Source organism: Salinibacterium sp. SWN167 (assembly GCF_015864665.1).
Classification (GTDB): domain Bacteria; phylum Actinomycetota; class Actinomycetes; order Actinomycetales; family Microbacteriaceae; genus Rhodoglobus.
In genome coordinates, this window is sequence record NZ_JADYWU010000001.1 from 1,084,610 (window position 1) to 1,105,504 (window position 20,895).

The following is a 20,895-nucleotide window of genomic DNA, read 5'->3' on the forward strand; positions in this document are numbered from 1 at the left end:
TATGCCACGCAAAAGTCTGCGAACGACCCTCACGAAGCGGCTGTCAGAACGTGCCGGTGGAACTGCAAGCGGGTCTGCCAGGATAGTCGGCGTGAAGGGGGTCACCCTCGAAGGCGGACGCTGCGCGTTTATGACAGCGGATCCCGGGTACGACAAGCCGCTGATCTACTACCCGCTGTCGACGCTCATGCTCGCCGGCCCACCTTAGTGGTCCTTGGTCGAGGCCGCCCATTTCGGGGTTGGGCTGCGGTTGAGGAGAGGCGCGATCACCTTCCGGAAGGATAGCGTTGAAAGATGCGACGTTGTGCACCGACTGGGCGCTGGTACGCAAACTAGATGCAGTTCCTGTGATCGTTCGATTTAGTGAAGTCCTCCGGCACGATTTGGGGGTTACCGAGCTCACATCGACAATCGGAGGCCTTCGTGACTCAAGCTAACGCTCCTTTCACCCGGCAGGGGCGAATTCATCTTGCCCATTGATCGTGGATCGTGGCTGGTCAGTCCGGCGAGCAGCGGAAGGGTTGCAGTGTTCATCCGCGACCGCTCTGAAATGGGCGGCTCGCTTAGGGGTGAATCAGTAGATGACTGATCGTTCCTCGCGGCCGCGCACGTCTCCCACTCGGTGTTCAGCTCGGCTTGAACATCGCATCGTCGCACTGCGGTTTCTTCGTCGCTGGAGTCCGCGCCGGATCGGCTATCACCTTGGCATCAACCGATCTACGGTCGAGAGGGCCCCGGTGCGCTATCGATGCCAAAGCTGATCTATCTCGACCAAGCCACAGGTCTTCCCATGCGTCGGCGAAAAGCCGTCCGCTGCGAGAAGGCCACTCCCGATGAGCTGGTGCACTTTGGAATCAAGCGACAAGGCCGGATCCCCGATGGTGGCGGACATCGGGTCCTAGGGCGGACGGCGGGAATTAGAAACAACACCGGACACGGTGGTTAGGGGCGCGTCATGCCGGCCACAAACCAACGGGAAGTCGAACGGTTCAGCCGAACCCTCGCAACCGAATGGGCCGACGCCGCCACCTATCGCAGTGAGGCAGCCCGAGCCGCCGAATATCCCACCGGGCTCCACCACTACAATTTTCACAGACCCCACAACGGTATCGGCGGCCAAACACGATCAGACCGCCTTCACAACCTCAGTGGGAACTACAACTAGGACACGATGAGATTGAGCACCCCAGTAACCGCAACCGTTCAGAGCGTTGTGTTTCCGGCCGGAGATATCGACGAGTTGGCTCCGCTCTACGTCGACGTTGAAGACAGTGGAAAGGTCGCCGTACTCGACCGCCGGACAATACGGCTCGATGCGGGGACCTCCGTGTCGTTTGCCACCTACTTCAACGCTTTTCCCGCGTCCTATTGGCAGCGGTGGACGTCCGTCCGCGAAATAATACTTCGGGTCAGCACCAAAGGGCGTGGAGTTGTGACAGTAATGCGTTCGGATGAGAACGGTACGCAACGCCCGATGCAGGTAACCGCGGTCGCCGGTGCGACGGAATCAACCTTCTCTCTTCCGCTCGTAGGTTTCGACGATGGTGGCTGGTATTGGTTTGACGTGAAAGCCGAAGGAGATATCGAAGTCACGGAAAGTCGTTGGGGCGTCGCCGAAGACCCGGTGACGACTGGCCTAGTTTCACTCGGCATCACCACGTTCAACAAGCCCGACTACTGTGTGGCAACTCTCAACGCTCTCGCCGACGCTCCCGAAGCCCTGCATGAGATCGACCGAATTTTCATGATCGATCAGGGCACCCGCAAGGTCACCGCAGAGGCGGGTTACGATGCTGTCGCCGCTGCGCTGGGTGAGCAGCTCGCGGTGATCGAGCAATCGAACCTGGGCGGTTCAGGAGGGTTTTCGCGCGGCATGGCCGAAACCCTGAAACGTGACAGTTCCGACTTCGTCATGCTGCTTGACGATGACGTGGAAATCGAGCCTGAAAGCGTCCTGAGGGCAGTGTGGTTCGCTCGCTACTGCGTGAGCCCCGCTATCGTCGGCGGGCACATGCTCGACCTGGGCAAGCGAACCGTTTTGCACGCCTACAGTGAAGTCGTGGACGAGCGGCCGTTCATGTGGGGCCCCCCAGACCGTGCGCACGAACGTCACGACTTTGCGGAATCCTCACTGCGAGAGACATCGTGGCTGCATCGACGAGAAGACAGCGACTTTAACGGCTGGTGGATGTGCCTAATCCCTGTCGCTGTCATCCGCGACATCGGCCTCGCGCTGCCGGTGTTTATCAAGTGGGACGACGCTGAGTACGGACTCCGAGCGGGAGAAGCCGGATACCCGACTGTGTCACTGCCGGGTGTCGCACTCTGGCACGTCTCTTGGGTTGACAAAGACGACACCATCGATTGGCAGGCATATTTCCATGCCCGCAACCGACTCATCGCGGCCCTCCTGCACTCAAGTTTTCGGCGGGGTGGCTCCCTTCTAAGCGAATACCGCAAACAAGACCTCAAGCATTTGCTTTCGCTGCAGTATTACCCGGTCGCGCTCCGCCTTCAGGCTATGCGCGACGTGCTTGCCGGACCAGAACACCTCCACGAGATGATGCCGAATCGGCTGGCCGAACTTCGTGCGTGGGCAGCCGACTATCCGGAGATGGCGGTCTACGATGCGGCGGCCGCACCGAAGAGCCTCGAGGGACGGCTGTCGTATCCACCGACGGATGGGAAGGGGCCGCGTGGTGCCGCCCTAGCGCTGTTCACCGTCCGAGCGGCACTTCGGCACTGGTTCGCCCGCACCCCACAAGCTTTGGTCGAACAGCCAAAGGAGAGACTGAGCAAGCGTGACGCGACCTGGTGGCGGCTCCCCGGATTCGACAGCGTGCTGGTGGACACCGCCGACTCCCAGGGATCGTCATGGTATCGCCGCGATCGCACTAGGTTCCGTTCACTCATGGCCGAAAGCATTCGCCTCAACCGCCAAATCGGACAGAACTGGGACGAGTTGCGAAACCGGTATCGTCAGCAGGCGAGCGACATCACATCGCCGGAGGTCTGGAAGCAAACCTTTCGGAAATGAGCTCGCTCCTTCGCTACTGAAGGAATTCTGAGAGTCGCGAATAGTTTTTCGGAGACGTAACGAAAGTCGACACTGCGGCTAGAACAGGAGGAGTGCTTCTCGATATCCCGCTTCCGGAATGCCTTACGCATATGGCGCCGGATCGCTCGCGTAAGTGCGCAAGCAGACTGGCGTGACTCAGACTGTATAGTAGGGGAGCAGCTTGGGCCCGTCTTCGCTGCGAGCGGGTATATCGGAGGAGTCAGGTGATCGAGGATAGTCCTTCTGCGCTCGCTGAACGGTATGGATTGATTCGAGTGGGCCTTCGCCCTCGTTTCGGAAAGTACCTCGCAGACACGTGGAGACGGCGCAACTTTGCTCGCACCTTGGCGAGATATCGCATCCAGTCCGAGAACGAACGCAACCGGCTCGGCATGGCATGGGTCGTCGTTAAGCCCCTTCTTAATGCGCTGATTTACGGACTCGTTTTCGGTCTCATTCTGGATAACGACAGCCGTCCGGAAAACTTCATTGCCTTCTTGCTTGTCGGAGTGTTCGTTTTCGAGTACTTCGGCAACTCAATCGGGCAAGGATCCAAGGCCATAATCAGCAACACCCGACTCGTGCGCAGCCTGAGTTTCCCCCGCATTCTCTTGCCGATCGCGGTGGTCTTGGAGCAGCTCTACCGAATGGTGCCAATCTTGGGCGTCCTCGGGGTACTGCTCGTGCTTTTCGGTGAGCCCGTCAGATGGTCCTGGCTGCTCATCGTTCCGATAATGCTGATGATGTCGTTCTTCAACGCCGGGGTTGCCATGATCGTGGCCCGTATGTCGGTGCACCTCCGGGACATTAAGCAGGTTATCCCTGTCGTGTCGCGGATTATGTTCTACACCAGCGGCATCTTTTACTCAGTCGATCTGATATTGGCTCAAAGGCCAGATCTGCTCCTGATTGTTCACCTGACGCCGGTGTATGAGTTCATCAGTCTTTCGCGCAATGCCCTTCTTGCTGACTTTCCCGTCGACCCTTCGCTGTGGCTCTGGGCGGGGCTGTGGGCAGTCGGAACCTTCGTTTTCGGAGTGATTTTCTTCTGGCGAGCCGAGGAAAGGTATGGACGTGACTGACGAGGAACAACTCATGCTGGATTCGGGTACTCGTCCGACCATCATTGTGGACGATGTGCATGTGCGTTATCGGACGTACGCCTCAGGAAAGCCTTCGGAGGGTGGCAAGTCACTGGCATCCCGAAGCACTCGAGGCGTACGCGAAGTGCACGCACTCAAGGGCGTATCCTTCACCGCGTTTCAAGGCGAAAGCATCGGCGTAATTGGGCACAACGGGTCTGGTAAGTCCACCTTGCTGCGGACGGTTGCGGGCCTAACGCCGGCGTCGTCAGGTGTTGTGTATGCGGAAGACCAGCCTGCTTTGTTGGGGGTGAACGCCGCATTGTTGAACGAACTTTCCGGCGATAAGAACGTCCGTTTGGGCGGACTCGCCCTCGGTTTTTCAGAAGCAGAAATGCGGGAAAAATACGGGTCTATCGTGGAATTCGCCGGTTTGGAAGAATTCATCCAGTACCCGATGCGTACTTACTCGTCCGGTATGTCTGCGCGGTTGCGGTTCGCGATTGCGGCGTCGAAGAACCACTCCATTCTCCTCATTGACGAGGCGCTTTCTGTCGGAGATAAGAAGTTTCGAAAGAAGAGTGAGCAGCGCATTAAAGAAATGCAGAAGGCGGCAGGAACTGTAATGCTGGTGAGTCATTCCATCAGTACGATTTTGGAAGCCTGCTCCCGCGTTCTCTGGATTGACAAGGGTAATCTTCGGATGAACGGTGACCCAAAGGAAGTCTGCGAAGCCTACCTCGGCCACGCAAACCAGTGAATTGGACCGAGTAGGGCGAGGTTGACGGAACAATCCGCCTGACTCACCATTCCGAGTGGCCGGGTCAACGTCGAGTGAGTTGAACTTTCGACTGGCCCTTGCCTCTCACCCGGTATGTCGCGATCGGCCATCGCTCCGCCGAGCCAATTCGTCCGGCTTTCTGTGCCCGGTATGGTCTGTCTGGATCTCTGTGGCAACCGCCGGCTCGCCACAGAGATCATCATGGGCGTCCTCGAGAAGGTCGATCGCATAGTCAGGAATGCGGGCATGCCCGTATTCGCTTCGCGTGCAGCCCGCATCTCTGCGGCAATAGGGTCTGCTGCACGGCTTGGCGGTATCTGTTCTGGCAGGCCCGGAAGAGCGGCCTGAAAGGACGCCATAGTTCCGAAGCCCTACCCGAGCGAGTTTTGTGAGGATTTTTTGTACGCATCGCTCACAATGAACCGGGAGTGGCGATCGAGCAGATAGCGAAAGACTCTGGTCTTCACGCTATAACGTTGCAGGAATCGTTGCGGCGTATCTGTTGCAAGCTAATTTGCCGGGCGAAAGTGCTGCGCGCTCCTGAAGGAACTCGCTGAAGAAGGGATCCCTATCGCGTGACGTGGCAGGTGCTCAAACGCTCGCGCCCAGCGAAACTTGACGTGGGCAGGGTTCCTCAGCCTAAGAAGAATCATGCCGAGTGCGGGGTAACTCCGACAGAGGGGCGCAAGGCTGATTTATCTGGTCGTCGCCACACCTTGTGATCGCCAAGAACCCTCTTGCAGAAGAGGCTGCCCGCATCGCGATGATGGCCTGCATCGACTGGGCCTATCTATCGCGGGCGCCAGCGCCGACTCGGCCGTGTTATCGCGATCGGGTTCGGGATCTTCATGAACACGTCAGGCACATTGGTTGTCGAGACGACAAACTGTCGACTAACAGTTTAGCGGACTCCGCCTGGGGTATGGTTGAGCACTGCGAGACAGGTTGCCGCGATCTGGCGGATGCAGCGGATGCGCTGCTGGGTGCATGAGCCGATGGAACGGCTGTGGAACCCGGCAATTGTCTCCCGTTATAAACGTGGCCTTAGTGCCGTGACAAACGTGGCCTTTGTGCCGTGAAAAAACCAACCGAAGGAGCCCGGCAGATAATGCGGGAGTACGACTACAGCGACCTTAAGGATCTTGCGTCCGATTCGGAGCACAAAGAACACATGCTCGCAGTTCTGGTCGAGTTCGACAGATTCTGCGAAGAGCATGGCCTGACGTATTACCTCTCCGGCGGCACTTTGCTTGGAGCCGTCCGACATAAGGGCTTCATCCCGTGGGACGACGACGTTGACGTCAACATGCCGAGGTCCGATTGCGAGAAGCTTATGAAGCTGTCCGGTGGCCGTATCGGAGACTTCGAGCTCCTGGCTCCGAACTCATCGCGCGGTTACTTTGCCTACCACTGGAAGCTGTATTCCGAGTCGATCTTGATTGCGAAGCGAAAAGCAGGTGGAATCGGTAGCAAGGTATACCCCATCTTCTTGGACATCTTTCCCATCGAGGGCCTGCCCGACACAGAAGCAAAGAATGACGCACACTACGCCGAGATCAGGCACCGAAAGAATCGGGTGAGTCACGCGCAAAACATAAAGCGTTACCGTGGTCCAAACCCATATCGCTTCCTCCGCAGCCACTTGGCAGCTCGTCTCTACCGCACCGTCGGCGTGCAGTCGCTCTTCGATAAGGTCATTGACCACGCGGCCTCGATGAGGGTCGAAGACTCTGACTACATCGGCGTGATGATGACGAACGTCCATACGACCGAAGAACGCGTCTTGAAGTCCGAGTATTCTCCCATAATCAAGATGGAGTTCGAGGGGCACATGCTTTCGTGCCCGGCGGGATACGACACGTATCTTCGCCAGCTATATGGGGCGAACTACATGGAGTGGTTGCCTGTGCACCAGCGAATCCCACGCCACAACTTCGCGACTTTCTTGTCCTATACTGAAGGGGAAAAGCCGTCGGTCGCCTATGCGCAGCCGGAGGCCGTGGATCCTGAAAGGCCGATCGCCGACGACGAAGACATGCTTGATGATGTGGAGTGACGTATTCCGAGAAGCGAAAGGGCTAAGACAGTGAAAATCGCTATATGCGGGCTGGTGAAGAGTGAGAATCTCGGGGAGATGTTCATCGCACGCAGCTTGGAGTACTTGATCTCCGACGGGCTTCAGAAGGCTGATCCGGGAATCGAAATCGAGTACGTGGAAGTCGACCTTCTCGGCCGGAATGACACGATCTTCGAGATTGACGATGCCCGCGAACGGCGACTTCGGAACTACCATCAGTACAGCGAGAAGGGGCAACTCACTGAGAAGGCGTTCCTGTACTTGCAGCGAAAAGGCCGCGAAGCTAAGTCCAAATCGGTACAGAACCTCATCAGCAGGGCTCGGCACCTGATTTGGAAGCTTGGTCGCAACTACCGCAAGCGGTTGGCAAGCTACTTCGATCTGAAGCTCGAAGGGGTCGACTACATCGTCATCGATGGCGCCGGTCTCCTTGAGTACAGCTATAACGAGTACCACTGGTCATTGCTGCTCATCAGCGAATACGCGGAGCGGCACAATCTCGAAGTGGTTTATAACGCCATTGGGAGAGCCGGTGCGTTCGATGAGCGTGACTTCGGAAGCACGATCCTCAAAAGGGCGCTCCAGTCTCCGGCCGTCACGTACGTGTCGGCCAGAGATAATCTGGACGCAGTCCAAGCGTGCGCTGGCCCGGGGCACAAGGTCAAGTTGCTCGCAGACTCGGCTTTTTGGATGAAGGAAGCCTACGCGATCGACACCGGCGTGGAACGAAAGAAGATCGGTATCGGTCTCATCCGGGGCAACTCACTGCAAGGCTACGGGGTCAGCTTTGACGCGAAACAGTGGGTGACTCTTTTCGCTGGAATCGCGACGACTCTTCGCGAGCGCGGATACGATTTCGAGTTCTTCACCAACGGGCTGCCGGGCGACGTCAAATTGGGTAAGCGAGTCCTTAAGAGGCTAAAGCTGCCGGATTCCTATCTGGTTGATAGGCCCGTCGACGACACTGTTCTGTGCGAAACGATCAATGGCTATGAGGCCATCATTACCTGTCGGATGCACTCATCCATCGCGGCGTTCACCATGGATGTGCCATCGGTGATCCTGTCGTGGAACGACAAGGTTGAAAAGCTGATGACGATCATCGGGTACCCCGAACGCGCCATCCAGCAGAAGGACTTCCGGCCGGACCTTATTGTCGATCGCATGGAGAAAGCAAAGAGCGAAGGAATCGACCCTGAACTTCTCTCTGCGATGAAAGATAAGGCACAAGAGAGCGTCACTGACTACCTCGATAGGATCCTCAATGTCCGCAACTGAACACTGTTCGATGTCTCCAGGAGTTTTGCGATGATTACAGCACTGTTGACGGCAGCGGGAACCGGTTCACGGATGAAACAGGACATCCCGAAGCAGTTCATGCACGTAAAGAATAAGCCGCTGATCGTCTACACTCTGGAGGCCTTTCAAGAACACCCCTCCATTGATGCAATCGTTGTCGTCACGCTCCCGTCATGGATTGACGTCGTCTCGGCATATGCGAAACAGCACGGAATCACGAAGTTGCAGGCTATCGTGCCGGGCGGCGCGAGCGGTCAGGAATCGATCAACAACGGTCTTCTGAAGATCAGGGCTGACGGAGCTTCGGATGACGATATCGTCATGATCCACGACGGGAACCGGTGCCTCGTCTCGTCGGAGATCATCTCTGATAGTGTCGCCGTGTTCAAAGCCAAGGGCAGTGCAGTCGCTGCTATTCCTTGTGTCGAAGCTGTGTTCAGGAGTCATGACGAAGGAGCATCGTCCACGGTTTCCATTCCCCGCGAGCAGTTATTTCGAACCCAGACACCGCATGCATACACGCTCGGCAAGCTCATGTGGGCTCACGAGCAGGCGAAACTCCAGGGCGTTGAAGACACAGCGGCATCATGCGTGCTTATGCAAGAGCTCGGCGAGACGGTTTATCTCTCGGCCGGTTCGGAACAGAATCTGAAGATCACCACCATGGACGATCTCTACATCTTCGAGTCGATTCTCGATGCCCGGAAGAGTGCTGGGTGAGCTGATGGCGTATAGCAGTTCCTACTGGGACGACCTCCGTACGGCGTTGGCGTGTATCCCCGATGCGAAGAAGCTCCACGGAACCCGTATTCTCGTGACCGGAGCGACGGGGATGATCTGCTCATCAATTGTCGACGTTCTCCTCTTCATGAACCGAGAGCACGGCGCGAATATCACTGTCTTCGCCGCGGGCCGCAGTGAGCAGGCTGCCGTCGAGCGGTTCGCACGTTTTTCGGCGGGCGACTCCGGCATCGTCTTCGTGCCGTATGACGCGACGTCGAGCGAAGGAGTCGCGCTTGATTCGGATGTTGACTACATCATCCATGGCGCAAGCAACGCGAATCCCGCCCTATACATGGAGCGACCTGTAGATACGATGCTTGCGAACATTCTCGGGCTGTCGAGTATGTTTGACTTGGCTCGCGCCACTTCGGCACGAAAGCTCCTGTATATCTCGTCGAGCGAGGTCTACGGAAAGAGTGAGGGCACGCACCCGTATGCGGAGAACGACTTCGGTTACCTGGACATCTTGAACGAGCGTGCGGGGTACCCGTCATCGAAGCGTGCGGGAGAGTCGCTGTGTGTCGCTTATGGGATGCAGTACGGCATTGACTCCGTGATCGTGAGACCCGGACATATTTACGGGCCGTCGATTCGGAGTTCGGACAATCGCGCTTCGGCGGAATTCACCCGGAATGCTGTCGCCGGGAACGATGTGGTTTTGAGAAGCAAAGGGAGCCAGCTGCGCTCGTACTGTTACTCGCTCGATTGCGCATCGGCGATTCTCACTGTTCTCCTTCAAGGAGAGCGGGCCAACGCCTATAACATCTCGAACCCTCACTCCATCTGCACAATCAGTGACATCGCGGAGGCCATTGCGCACGCGGGAGGGGTAGAAGCTCGCTACGACCTCTCGGCAGAGTCAGGGTTGAGCGCCCCCAGTCTGATGCAGAACTCATCGTTGGCCTCAGATAAGTTAGAGGCGCTAGGGTGGAAACCGGCCTTCGATCTTGAGCGCGGCGTCGGCAGAATGATGTCGGTGCTGAAAGAACCCGGCGGGCCATTCTCGGTCTAGCGGCATTAGTCACGGCATTTCATCCGGTCCCGACGACGACCAATCGCTCGAAACATTGATCATTGGCGCCGTCGTGCGCTTATGAATTTCCAGTAACCCGGTAAGTGGCACCTGGCCATTGTTCGACTGAATTGACACAGCGACCGTCGGCGGAGTTCTTGATGCCGGGAAGGTCTGCCGGCGTGAGTCCTCGGTATTCGGCGTGCTCAGGCTGCACCACCGCTGTATCCACCGCCTCACCAAGGTAGTGCGGGGTGAAGCCGAGGCCGGCGAGCTCGTCATCGCCGTACAGGGGATCATGCACGAGCGCTGTTGCGTTCTGGCCGTCGTCAGGTAGGACACCAAGACTGTTCGCGAACTCTGCGACCGTGGCATCGTCGTGAAAAAGGGTGAGTCGATCTTCGATGGAGCGGTTGCCGAAGCTGTCGTAGTGCTGAAAGTCGCACTCCGCGCTACGCGCTAGGCCGTACCGATGACCCGGTACGTGGCATTCGGCCACTGACCGGCAGAACTCACGCGGCGACCATCGATGAAGGTGCGGATGCCCGGCAGCTGTTCCTCGGTCAGAGTGCGGTACTCGGCATGGTCGGCCTGCACTACGACGGCGTCGACAGACTCGCCCCAGTGGAACGGCGCAAAGCCGAGCGCACCAAGTTCGTCGTCGGTGTAGAGCGGGTCTTGCACGCTCACGACGGCTCCACGGGCTTCGAGAGCGGCGACAGTCGGGAATACGCCCGAGAACGCCGTCTCTTTTACGCCGCCGCGGTACGCGGCACCCAGTACCGCGACGCGCTGGCCCGTGAGGTCTCCATGGGCGCCCTCGAGCATCCCGACCGCATATTCGGGCATACCCGCGTTCGCCTCACGAGCGGCGCGCACAACAGTCGCGTCAGGGTCGTTCCAGAGGTACAGGCGTGGGTAGACCGGAATGCAGTGTCCGCCAACCGCAATTCCGGGCTGGTGGATGTGGCTGAACGGTTGCGAATTTGTGGCCTCGATGACCTGATAGATATCGATACCCGTCTTGTCCGCAAACCGAGCGAACTGATTGGCGAGGCCGATGTTTACATCGCGGTAGGTGGTCTCAGCGAGCTTAGCGAGCTCGGATGCTTCGGCTGATCCGAGATCCCAGACACCGTTGGGGCGCTTGAGGTCGGGGCGCTCGTCGAAGTCGAGAACAGCGTTGTAGAAGTCGGTGGCGCGAGCCGCGCCCTCGTCAGAGAGCCCGCCTATGAGCTTCGGGTACTTGCGGAGGTCTTCAAACACGCGACCCGTCAGCACTCGCTCGGGCGAGAACACCAGGTGGAAGTCGGTGCCCTCCGTGAGGCCAGAAACTTCTTCAAGCAGCGGCTTCCAGCGTGTGCGGGTGGTGCCCACCGGCAGGGTGGTCTCGTAGGAAACGAGAGTGCCGGGGGTGAGGTGTTCGCCGAGCGAGCGGGTCGCGACATCCATCCATCCAAAGTCGGGGTTGGCGTCATTGTCGACGAAGAGTGGAACGACCAGCACTACTGCATCAGCGCCGGGGATCGCGTCGGCGTAGTCGGTGGTTGCGCGCAGCTTGCCGGCGGGCACAAGTTCGCTCAGGCGCTCTTGCAGGTGGGCTTCACCGGGGAACGGCTCGATGCCCTTGTTGATGAGATCAACAAAGCTCGCGTTGATGTCTACTCCCACGACTTCGTGGCCCTTTGAAGCGAATTGAACGGCCAAAGGGAGGCCAATTTTGCCGAGAGCAACTACCGCAATTTTCACGAAACCGAGTCCTTAGAGTTGTGTGACGCAACGCTTACGCGCAGTCAAGTCTAAAGCGCAACGGCTGTGGATGCTGGCGTTTGGTTAGCGGCGCACAACACTGCCTGTCGGGCGTTCGGCAGGTGCGAAGCGGTACTCTTGGGGCGAGCGTAATTCAGCAAACATACTCCGTGAAAGGTCTCGCATGACCCTCGAGTTCATTCCAGCCTTCGAGCCAGTCGTCGGCACTGAGGTCGTCGTCCCGTCGTCGACCGTTGTGGCGTCGCAGGTGCCGTTTGCGCTCGCGCACCCGTCGCTCGGCGAGGGAAACCTCGAGCGCAGCGTGGACGCTGGCGCCGAATATGTGACCGCTGGTGCGTAAGAACTTTATGGTGAATGTGATCCGCAACCTCCGGGCACGAGCAGCCCAGGGCCTCACAATGATGAAGCTCGCGCAGCGCGGCGTCGGCAAGCCTGGCACGGCCCCCACTGGTGATCAGGGAGAGCGTGTGCTCATCGGGCCCGCGAACAGTGCCGGACAGGGGTATCAGTGGGCGCGTTCGTTTGAGCGGGCCAAACCTGACGTGCGGGCGACGAGCATGCAGCTCATTGCCGATGACGCATTCAAGTTCCCCGTCGATCTCCCCGCCCACGCTGGCTATGCGGCATTCTCGCGCTCGTGGCAGCGCGCCCAGTTCGAAGCGCTCACGCAGTATCGCGCTGTGCTTATTGAATCGAACCGCGGGGTCGCGGGCCGCCTTTATAACTCGGCGGCGGGTCAAGCTCAGGCGCTCACGGCTCGTGGCGTGCAAGTGGGTCTTATCTTCCACGGCTCCGACATCCGCGATCCCGATCGGCATCTGGCCGTCGAACCCGACTCCTACTTCGCATCTAGCCCAGAATTCGCGGAGACGATGCGCGGTGTTACCCGTCGTAGCCAAGAGCTGATTGCCGCGACTGGGGCTCCAGTCTTTGTCTCGACGGTCGATTTACTGAGCGATGTTCCTCACGCGACGTGGTTGCCGACGGTTGTCGACCCGCCCCTGTGGGCGGGGGGCCAGATCCCGCTCAGTCACGGCGGGGTGCCTCAAGTCGTGCACGTGCCCTCTAAGTCATTCATCAAAGGAACTGAACTCATCGAAGAGAGTATGCGCGAGCTGCACGAGCTGGGGCTCATCCGATACCAGAGTGTGAGCGGGGTTCCACACTCAGAGATGCCAGAACTCTATCGATCGGCGGACATCGTTCTCGATCAGTTCCGTGGCGGTCCCTACGGTGTCGCGGCCTGCGAGGCGATGGCCGCCGGGCGCATCGTTGTCTCTCACGTGCCGCACCGCGATCGAGTCGCGGAGCTTACCGGCGAAGAACTTCCTATAATCGAGGCCTCAGCAGCAGCGCTGCGCGAGACGATCCTCCGTATAATCGCAGAGCCCGCCGAGGCGCTCGAGCGCGCGGCGGCCGGACCGGGGTTCGTTACTCGAATCCACAACGGGGACAAGAGCGGCCGTGTGCTCGCGGTGTGGGTCGATGGAGTCGAGGGGGGAGCACGATGAGGAATCTGTGGCGCACACTCAATGAGCTGTTCACAGTGCTGCCGGCGGGTGCCAAACCGTACTATGTCTGGTACTCAATAGCGACTAGTCTGCTCGCAATCCTCGACATCATCGCGCTCACGCTCATCATGCTCGTGGTCACTCCGTTGGTGACCGGCGGCGCAGTCGTTCTTCCGGTGCTCGGAGAGGTGCCTGATTCTGCAACCGTGTGGATCATCGCAGTCATCTGTCTACTCTTCATTCTGAAGGGCGTGTTCGCGGTCGTGCTGCACTGGTACGCGACGCGCCGCTTCGCCCGGTATGAACTTCAGGTCGGCGACGAGCTATTTCAGGGATACACGCGCGCGAGTTGGCTAAAGCGCTCGCAATTGAGTACCGCCGAGGTGACGCGCATCGTCGACAGTTCGATGGCTAATACCAACCTCGGGTTCATCTTGCCGCTTGCCCAGGTACCAGGCAACGCACTCACCTTCGTTGCGGTGCTCGGCGTTCTCGTCTTCGCCCAGCCGTTGACTGCGCTCATCGCCTTCGTATATCTCTCGTTGATCGCGGTATTCATGCTGCTCGTTGTGACTCGTCGATCTCAAGCGGCAGGGCGCGACAACCGCGGTTACGCCTACAAGGTTGCGACTGTCATGACAGAGATGGTCGAAGCGCTCAAAGAGGTCGTGCTCCGCGACAAGCTCGAAGAGGTCGGCAGGGTCGTCTCGAAGAACCGCAAGGTTGCGACCCGCGCGCGGGCAAACATTTCGTTCCTCGGCATCGTCCCGAAGTATGTGTTCGAGTCCGCGCTCATCGGCGGGTTCCTCATCGTGGGGGGCAGTGCCTACCTCGTCGGTGGAGGAGGGGCGAACGGCACGGCGCAGGCTGTGGTCGCGATCTCGTTATTCGCCGCGACTGGCTTCCGTATGATCCCAGCCATGAACCAGGTGCAGGCGAGCTTCACCGCCGCATCCGCGAATGAGGTGTACGCACGTGATGTGATCCGGGAGCTCACGGATCTGCGCGGCGACAGCACGGCGCAGGAACAGCGCGCCGACACCGCCAAGCTTTCGGTGGCACCGCAGAAACTCGCGCTAGAGAACGTGTGTTTTAGATATCCGGGCGCCGATGCCGATGTGCTCAAAAATGTCTCGTTCACTGTGCCATTCGGCTCGAGCCTCGCCATCGTGGGCCCTTCAGGATCAGGCAAATCGACCCTCATCGATATTCTGCTCGGGCTAAGCGTTCCTACAAGCGGATCGATGTGGATTGACGACGAGCAACTGAACACTGTCATGCGACAGTGGCGGCAACGTGTCGGGTACGTCCCGCAGCGCGTCGCGCTCTTCGACGCGTCGATCGCCCAGAACGTGGCCCTTACGTGGGAAGACGACTACGATTCCGACCGGGTTACCGCCGCGCTCGCACGCGCGCACCTCGAGGAGCTCGCCAGCCGCGGTGCAGGAATCGAGGAGCGGATCGGTGAACGCGGCTCGTCGATATCGGGTGGCCAGCAGCAACGGCTCGGCATCGCGCGAGCTCTGTACTCCGATCCATTGGTTATCGTGATGGATGAGGCGACGAGTGCTCTCGACACGGCGACCGAGAACCGTGTGACTGAGTCGATGCGCGAGCTGCAGGGCGAAGTGACCTTCATCACTGTTGCGCACAGGCTCGCGACAATCCGCGAATACGACCGCATTTGCTACCTCGATCAGGGCGAAATCTTGGGCAGTGGCACGTTCGAGGAGGTCGTCGCGCAGGTTCCCGAATTCCGGCTGCAGGCAGAGCTAGCTGGACTACTATGAGCGCACGGCCGACGCTACTCATCCTTTCGTTCACCGAGTTCGTAAACGATGCTCGTGTGAAGAAACAGGCGCTGATGTTCGCCGAGCACTACGACGTCGTCACCTGTGGGTACGGTAAAGCTGTCCGCGAGGACATCGAGCACATCAGGCTTGATCCTGCGGTGTCCACCTTTTCGAAGTACCGTGAAGCTGTATTCGTGCGGTTGCGGATGTATGCGGCGGCGTTCGCGGGCGACGAGCGGTGCAAGAACGCGATAGCGAAACTCCGCGGGCGTCGCTTTGATGCTGTGCTCGCGAATGAACTCGAGACCTTGCCGGTCGCTTACTCGATGGTCGGTCCCTCCAAGGTGCTGCTTGATTTGCACGAGTACTATCCGGGGCTGCACGACGATATACCGGTGTGGGTGAAAGTGCGTCAGCCTTACCAAGAGTGGGTGCTCTCAAACCAGGCCACGCGTGCGGCAGCGGCCACCACAGTCTCCGGGACGATCGCGAAATGCTATCGCGAGCGCTTCGGTATTGATTCTGGCGTCGTGCATAATGCTGCACCGTACCGTGCTGATCTCGCGCCAGCCCCGGTCGGCGATCCGATTCGTCTCGTGCACGCCGGCGTTACCGCGCGGAATCGTCGGCCCGAGGTGATGATGGACGCCGTCGCTCAGTCGTCCACAAATGTCACGCTCGATCTGTATCTCACTCAGCAGGAGACTCCGTTCGGCCGCGAGCTGCAGGCCCGCGCTGCCCAACTCGGCGAACGTGTTACCTTGCACCCGCCGGTGCCGCACGATGAACTCATCGATATATTGCACCGCTATGACGCGGGGCTGCACATACTGCCTCCGACTAACACGAACATCAGGCTCGCGTTGCCGAACAAGTTTTTCGATTCCGTGCAGGCGCGCCTGGGCATGGTTATCGGGCCCACCGTCGATATGGAGCGTCTGCTGCAGGAGTACGATCTCGGCGTAGCAGCCGCAGGCTTCGACGTTGCAGACATCGTTGCGGTGCTCGACAAACTCGAGCGGGGTGAGGTCGCTCGCTGGAAATCGAACGCTCACGCCGGTGCCAAGGAGCTGAGTTCGGAAGCTCAGCAGGCCGGATGGCTCGACGCGGTGCGGGGCCTCTTGGGGTAGAGCCTGCACCGGACGTCTCAGGTCCGGCAGGCCCGAGGGCTCAGAGGTACCAACAGCGGTAGCGGAACGATCCCCTGATGTGGCCCCAGTTGTAGCCGAAGGTCGAAGCGGCGGTGAGGCGCTTCTCGCTGCCCGGCCGTGACGCAAGGGCGCGCAGCGACGCTACGCCGAGCATGATCGGCGCGAGATAGGAGCTCCGGCGCGGCATACCGGCACCGCGGTGCTTGGCATAAAGCTGCGCTTTGCCCGTGCCATATGAGGTCTGCTGTCGCCGAATATCGGCGGGTGTCGTACGCGCGAAGTACTTGAAGCGTGCGGCTTCAGTAAAATCGATCGAGTATCCTGCCAGCTGCATTCGCCAGAACAGGTCGGTGTCCTCCGCCGCCCCGGAGAACGCCTCGTCAAACCCGCCTACAGTATCGAACGCTTCGCGCGCGAAGCCAGCCTGCCCGCCGCCGAGCGAGATCATTCCTGGCCACGTGGAGTCGGTGAGCGAGGAAATTTCGCGAATGATCGCCCCCGATTCCCTACAGTGCACGATGACGCAGCCAGTGATCTTTGAACCCTTCTTGCCAGAGTGGTAGAAGCCCTCGGCCCACCCCGGCTGCACCTCATCGTCCGCACCGCACAACATGATGAAGTCGCCCGTGCTCGCCCGCACGCCGTCGTTTTGCGCAAAGACCGCGCCCTGAGCGCGGTCCGCCGAGACTTCACGTACCCGGTCGTCTGTGGCGGCGAACTCCGCGATAATCTCCGAGGTTCGGTCGGTCGACATGTTATTTGACACGATAATCTCGTGCAGGAACTCGCGCGGCTGTGAGGTGAGTGCGCGTAGTTGCCGGGGGAGGGTGTCCTCCCCGTTGAAGCACGGAACGACCGCGGATAGTGTGAGGTCGGTGCTCATGCGGTTGCTCCATTCGCGACGTCGAGGATCGCGTCCGCGGCGCGTTCCGCGGCCGCCCGCATCGATACGTGTTCGTCGGCCCAGGCGGCAAGTTGTTCGCGAGATGCGGGAGGTGCCGGTGCATCCGCAATCTCACGCATCGCCGCCGCGATGGCCGCGGGATCGTAGGCAACCGGCGCTCCCGCGTGCACCTCGGTGTTGACCCGCGCCAAGAACGCGGCGGTCGGGCCTGGGCCCGCAAAGATCACTGGACATCCGCTCGCTAATGATGAGTATGTTTTCGTCGCGAATGCGAACTCGTATCCGCCGCCTGGCAGTAGCGTCGCGAGCGATGCCGTTGCTGCGCTGAGCTGCGCGTTGAGTTCAGAAGGCGGGACGGGATCGGCGAACTCAACTGCGTCGGCGATGCCAAGCTGATCGGCACGCTCGCGGATCGATTCGAGCTCGCTGCCGTGACCCACAAAACGGAGCGTGAACCCGGGATGCGAAGTGAGAAACTCGGCGAACGCGTCGGCGAGCACGATGGCCCCGTGCCAGGCTGAGTAACTCCCCGCGTAGAGGAATAGGGGCTTCGAGGGTGCGGGGGAGTAATGAAACTGCGAGGTATCTGCGCCGCGGCCCGTTGTCGTTATGGGGGTAGTGACTCCCCAAGCGACGATGCGCTCCTTCACCTCGTCGGAGACGGTGACGATGCGCTGTGCGCCGCTGAGCGCCCGGCGTTCGAGCTCTTCGAGTGTGCGAAGTACGAGAGACGAGCTCGTTGCGTGTCCAGCAGCGAAGGACCAGAGATCAGCGGCGTCGTACACGTAGGGGATGCGGCGCAGCCAGCACGCCAGACGCACCATCACTCCGGTCGTTGGAGGTGGCTCGACGAGCACTGCGGATGGACGTTTAGTGAAAAGCAGTCGGAAGAAAACCGGGATGTCGAAGCTCATGTACTGCAGATAACCGCGCACATAACCTGTGCGATCACGGAGCACCGGGAACGTGCGAATGCGCTCGGCTCGCTCCGGCATCGCGTAGCCGCGCGGCGGGGCGGCGGTGAGTACGGTGACCTCATGATTGCGTGAACTCAATTCACCGGCGACAGCGCTGAGAAAGAACGACGCCGCCGACGGCTCGGGGAGGTAGATCCGCGACACGACGACTAGATGCAACCGTACTCCTCATGCAAAATCATGTCGGCCGGCGGACCGATTCAGACAATTCTAACCGGTGAGCCTTCCCTGTTCGCGCTAAACTCGCACCGTGACGAGCTCCGCGAAACAGATCCTTTGCATCTCGTTCAGCCCTATCGAACGGGATGCTCGAGTGCTGCGGCAGATTCATCTGCTCTCGCAACTTGGGGAGGTGACTACCGTCGGTTTCGGGGAGACCCCTGTCGGCGCGACGCGGCATGTACAAGTGCCCGACGGGCTTACGACTCTGCCTCAGACCCTGCTGGGAGTAGCGAAGCTCGCCGTCCACGCGCATAAGGCCGCCGAGTGCTCGTCGCCTGCCGCTCAATGGGCGCTCGCGCACGCGGCTCTGCTCGACGCTCCCGAAGGCGGCTGGGACCTCGTCGTTGCGAACGATGCTCGGGTGCTCGATCTCGGATTCCGACTCGCGGGCACCGCGCCAGTGTGGGCAGATTTGCACGAGTGGGCGCCCGAGGAACGCACACACATCACTTCGTGGCGGCTGCTCGTTGCGCCGTTCATGGTGCATCTCTGCCAGACGTACCTGCACCGGGCCACGCTCGTCACCACTGTTTCTCACGGAATCGTCGAACTCTATCGAGAACGTTTCGGAGTGGACGCCAAGCTCATGACGAATGCGGGCCCCTATATGGAGCTGCCAGTGCAGGCAAGCCGAGACGACCGTATTCGGTGTGTGCACAGCGGGGCAGCGATCGGCGGTCGCGGCCTCGAAACAATGATCCTCGCGTTTTGTAAACTCCCTGAGCGCTTCAGTCTTGATCTGTACCTCGTGTCGGCCGCCGACGGAGGTGCGCACCTCGCGGAACTTCGAGCAATTGCCGAGGGGGTGGATCGCATTCGCTTCCACGATCCGGTGCGCCCCGACGAACTCCCCGCCACGCTCTCGGGCTACGATCTCGGAATCTTTTGGATTCCACCGACCCACACGAATGCGCGGCTCACGCTGCCGAACAAGTTTTTCGATTATGTGCAGGCGCGCATCGGCATGGCGATCGGGCCAAGTGAGGAGATGGTTCGAGAGCTTGAGAATTATGGTCTTGGCATCGTGAGTAAGTCCTTCGATGTGCACGATCTCGTAGCGTCAATGGAATCGCTCACTGTGGAACAAGTGAACCGCTACAAGCACGCGGCTGCAGCGGCGGCCCTGCCGTTGAGCTTCGATGTGCAGACAGCATTCGTACGCGGTGCGTTGGAGGACATGCTCGCGGACTAGCAGGGTAGAGCTTCGCGGTCCTTGGCGTACGCGAGGCGAGCGTGTGCGCGGGCGCCAGGGTGGCGGCGCTTAGCGACCGCCGTCAGGATAAACACGCTCCGGTTGCGCGCACGATCAAAGGCTCGATACTGCGTATCGGCTCCGCCAACATAGTGGTCAAAGCCCCCGTGAATCGAGTTTGCGCGACACAGAATGTGCGAAACTAGCTGCATGGCGCAAACGTGGGTTGTTGTTCCGATGTATAACGAAGCAAGCGTCATTGCGTCCGTGATTAAGGAACTGAGAAAATCGCTTCCTCATGTGGTCTGTGTTGACGACTGCTCTACCGACGACTCCGCAGCGCAAGCTCGATCGGCTGGCGCCATCGTGGTGCAGCATCCGATCAATCTTGGTCAGGGCGCGAGTTTGCAGACCGGTTTTGAATTCGTTCGTTTGATTCCGGAGATGACGGAAGTCGTTACCTTCGACGCCGATGGCCAGCATCAGGTTCAGGATGCTCTTGACATGGTGCAACGCCTGCGCGATGAGAAGCTCGACATCGTCATCGGGTCGCGTTTTCTCGACAATCGCACCGACATGAGCGGCCTGAAAAGGTTTGTTCTTCGTCTGGCTACGGGCTACACCAGAATCACGACCGGAATGGCGCTCACCGACGCGCACAACGGACTGAGGGTCATCTCACGCGACATGATCTTCGAGCTTCAGCTGCGACAGAACCGCATGGCGCACGCGTCAGAACTCGTCGATCAAATCAGTCTGCACAAAGCGACGTGGGCCGAGCACCCCACGCACATCGTTTACACCGAGTACTCCAAAAGCAAGGGGCAGTCGGTGCTTAACGCCATCAATATCCTCGTCGAAATTATCTTCAAGTAGGGCATCGTGACCATCATCTTCCAGATCCTTGCGATCATTGCCGTTATCGTCGTCGCGATCGTTATGTTGCGTGGCGGGGGAGCACGCAATCAAGCGATCCAACGGATCTTCATGTTGCTGTTCATCGTGGCGGCAGGATCATCCATCTTCGTTCCTCAAGTGTGGACGTTCGCCGCGCGTCTGCTCGGCGTCGGTCGAGGAACCGACCTGTTGCTCTACATCACCGTGCTGGCTTTCTTGGGCGTCGCGGCAACGACGTACCGCCGTTTTCGTCGTCTCGAAAATGACCTCACAGCGATGGCTCGGCAGGTCGCGTTGGCGCGCGCCGATAACCAGCAGAATTCGTCAGAGGTTCCCGAGCCTCCGGCGGCCGACGGCGACAAGTAGCGCCGCCTAGAGGCCCCGCA

At 59.6% G+C, this 20,895-nt stretch carries 18 protein-coding genes and 1 pseudogene; 15 read left to right on the plus strand and 4 right to left on the minus strand.

Features of this window, described 5'->3' with window-relative positions; all coding sequences use genetic code 11:
• Positions 1 to 423: 423 nt before the first annotated feature.
• From I6E60_RS05200 to I6E60_RS05235, 8 genes and pseudogenes are all read left to right on the plus strand, one after another.
• Positions 424 to 1,165 (plus strand): annotated as a pseudogene (locus I6E60_RS05200) (integrase core domain-containing protein).
• A gap of 6 nt (positions 1,166 to 1,171) precedes the next feature.
• The gene (locus tag I6E60_RS05205) at positions 1,172 to 3,037 is read left to right on the plus strand and encodes a glycosyltransferase (RefSeq protein WP_197179154.1); all 1,866 of its coding nucleotides are present in this window, start codon (positions 1,172 to 1,174) and stop codon (positions 3,035 to 3,037) included.
• A gap of 245 nt (positions 3,038 to 3,282) precedes the next feature.
• Positions 3,283 to 4,140, plus strand: coding sequence for an ABC transporter permease (locus I6E60_RS05210; RefSeq protein ID WP_197179155.1), 858 nt, complete (start codon positions 3,283 to 3,285; stop codon positions 4,138 to 4,140).
• Entirely contained in the window at positions 4,127 to 4,900 is a 774-nt protein-coding gene (locus tag I6E60_RS05215) for an ABC transporter ATP-binding protein (RefSeq protein ID WP_231601132.1), read from the plus strand. The genes I6E60_RS05210 and I6E60_RS05215 overlap by 14 nt, the downstream gene beginning before the upstream one ends.
• 1,096 nt (positions 4,901 to 5,996) lie before the next feature.
• Positions 5,997 to 6,977, plus strand: coding sequence for a phosphorylcholine transferase LicD (locus tag I6E60_RS05220; protein ID WP_197179156.1), 981 nt, complete (start codon positions 5,997 to 5,999; stop codon positions 6,975 to 6,977).
• Positions 6,978 to 7,055: 78 nt separating this feature from the next.
• Positions 7,056 to 8,276: a polysaccharide pyruvyl transferase family protein gene (locus I6E60_RS05225; RefSeq protein WP_197179157.1), complete on the plus strand. Its 1,221-nt coding sequence runs from the start codon at positions 7,056 to 7,058 to the stop codon at positions 8,274 to 8,276.
• Between the two features lie 30 nt (positions 8,277 to 8,306).
• Positions 8,307 to 9,017, plus strand: coding sequence for a 2-C-methyl-D-erythritol 4-phosphate cytidylyltransferase (locus tag I6E60_RS05230; RefSeq protein ID WP_197179158.1), 711 nt, complete (start codon positions 8,307 to 8,309; stop codon positions 9,015 to 9,017).
• Positions 9,018 to 9,021: 4 nt separating this feature from the next.
• Positions 9,022 to 10,092, plus strand: a complete 1,071-nt coding sequence (locus I6E60_RS05235; RefSeq protein WP_197179160.1) for an NAD(P)-dependent oxidoreductase — start codon at positions 9,022 to 9,024, stop codon at positions 10,090 to 10,092.
• A gap of 79 nt (positions 10,093 to 10,171) precedes the next feature.
• Here the strand turns inward: I6E60_RS05235 and I6E60_RS05240 are convergent, their stop codons facing one another.
• Positions 10,172 to 10,591, minus strand: a complete 420-nt coding sequence (locus I6E60_RS05240; protein ID WP_197180100.1) for a hypothetical protein — start codon at positions 10,589 to 10,591, stop codon at positions 10,172 to 10,174.
• Positions 10,552 to 11,841: a nucleotide sugar dehydrogenase gene (locus I6E60_RS05245; protein WP_197179162.1), complete on the minus strand. Its 1,290-nt coding sequence runs from the start codon at positions 11,839 to 11,841 to the stop codon at positions 10,552 to 10,554. The genes I6E60_RS05240 and I6E60_RS05245 overlap by 40 nt, the downstream gene beginning before the upstream one ends.
• A gap of 184 nt (positions 11,842 to 12,025) precedes the next feature.
• Here I6E60_RS05245 and I6E60_RS05250 point away from each other — a divergent pair, with 184 nt between their 5' ends.
• From I6E60_RS05250 to I6E60_RS05265, 4 genes are read left to right on the plus strand one after another with little or no spacing between them, the layout of a single operon-like run.
• Complete coding sequence (locus I6E60_RS05250; protein WP_197179164.1) at positions 12,026 to 12,202, plus strand: hypothetical protein; 177 nt, start codon at positions 12,026 to 12,028, stop codon at positions 12,200 to 12,202.
• 7 nt (positions 12,203 to 12,209) lie between these two features.
• Positions 12,210 to 13,373, plus strand: a complete 1,164-nt coding sequence (locus I6E60_RS05255; RefSeq protein ID WP_231601133.1) for a hypothetical protein — start codon at positions 12,210 to 12,212, stop codon at positions 13,371 to 13,373.
• Positions 13,370 to 15,163 carry an ABC transporter ATP-binding protein gene (locus tag I6E60_RS05260; protein WP_197179166.1) on the plus strand — a complete coding sequence of 598 codons (1,794 nt, stop codon included), beginning with the start codon at positions 13,370 to 13,372 and terminating at the stop codon, positions 15,161 to 15,163. Before I6E60_RS05255 ends, I6E60_RS05260 begins: the two co-directional genes overlap by 4 nt.
• Positions 15,160 to 16,296 (plus strand): glycosyltransferase family 1 protein, encoded by a 1,137-nt coding sequence (locus I6E60_RS05265; protein ID WP_197179167.1) that lies wholly within the window; start codon positions 15,160 to 15,162, stop codon positions 16,294 to 16,296. The genes I6E60_RS05260 and I6E60_RS05265 overlap by 4 nt, the downstream gene beginning before the upstream one ends.
• A gap of 40 nt (positions 16,297 to 16,336) precedes the next feature.
• On the opposite strand, the gene I6E60_RS05270 is transcribed toward I6E60_RS05265, so the two are convergent.
• Entirely contained in the window at positions 16,337 to 17,200 is an 864-nt protein-coding gene (locus tag I6E60_RS05270; protein WP_197123704.1) for a glycosyltransferase family 2 protein, read from the minus strand.
• Complete coding sequence (locus I6E60_RS05275; RefSeq protein WP_197179168.1) at positions 17,197 to 18,357, minus strand: glycosyltransferase; 1,161 nt, start codon at positions 18,355 to 18,357, stop codon at positions 17,197 to 17,199. The genes I6E60_RS05270 and I6E60_RS05275 overlap by 4 nt, the downstream gene beginning before the upstream one ends.
• Before the next feature lie 91 nt (positions 18,358 to 18,448).
• Between I6E60_RS05275 and I6E60_RS05280 the strand changes: the two genes are divergently transcribed.
• The 3 genes from I6E60_RS05280 to I6E60_RS05290 all read left to right on the plus strand — a co-directional run bounded on the left by I6E60_RS05280 (position 18,449) and on the right by I6E60_RS05290 (position 20,875).
• Positions 18,449 to 19,612 (plus strand): hypothetical protein, encoded by a 1,164-nt coding sequence (locus I6E60_RS05280; RefSeq protein ID WP_307841782.1) that lies wholly within the window; start codon positions 18,449 to 18,451, stop codon positions 19,610 to 19,612.
• 210 nt (positions 19,613 to 19,822) lie between these two features.
• Positions 19,823 to 20,488, plus strand: a complete 666-nt coding sequence (locus tag I6E60_RS05285; protein ID WP_197155212.1) for a glycosyltransferase family 2 protein — start codon at positions 19,823 to 19,825, stop codon at positions 20,486 to 20,488.
• A 6-nt stretch (positions 20,489 to 20,494) separates the two neighbouring features.
• Positions 20,495 to 20,875, plus strand: coding sequence for a DUF2304 domain-containing protein (locus tag I6E60_RS05290; RefSeq protein WP_197123710.1), 381 nt, complete (start codon positions 20,495 to 20,497; stop codon positions 20,873 to 20,875).
• Positions 20,876 to 20,895 lie beyond the last annotated feature (20 nt).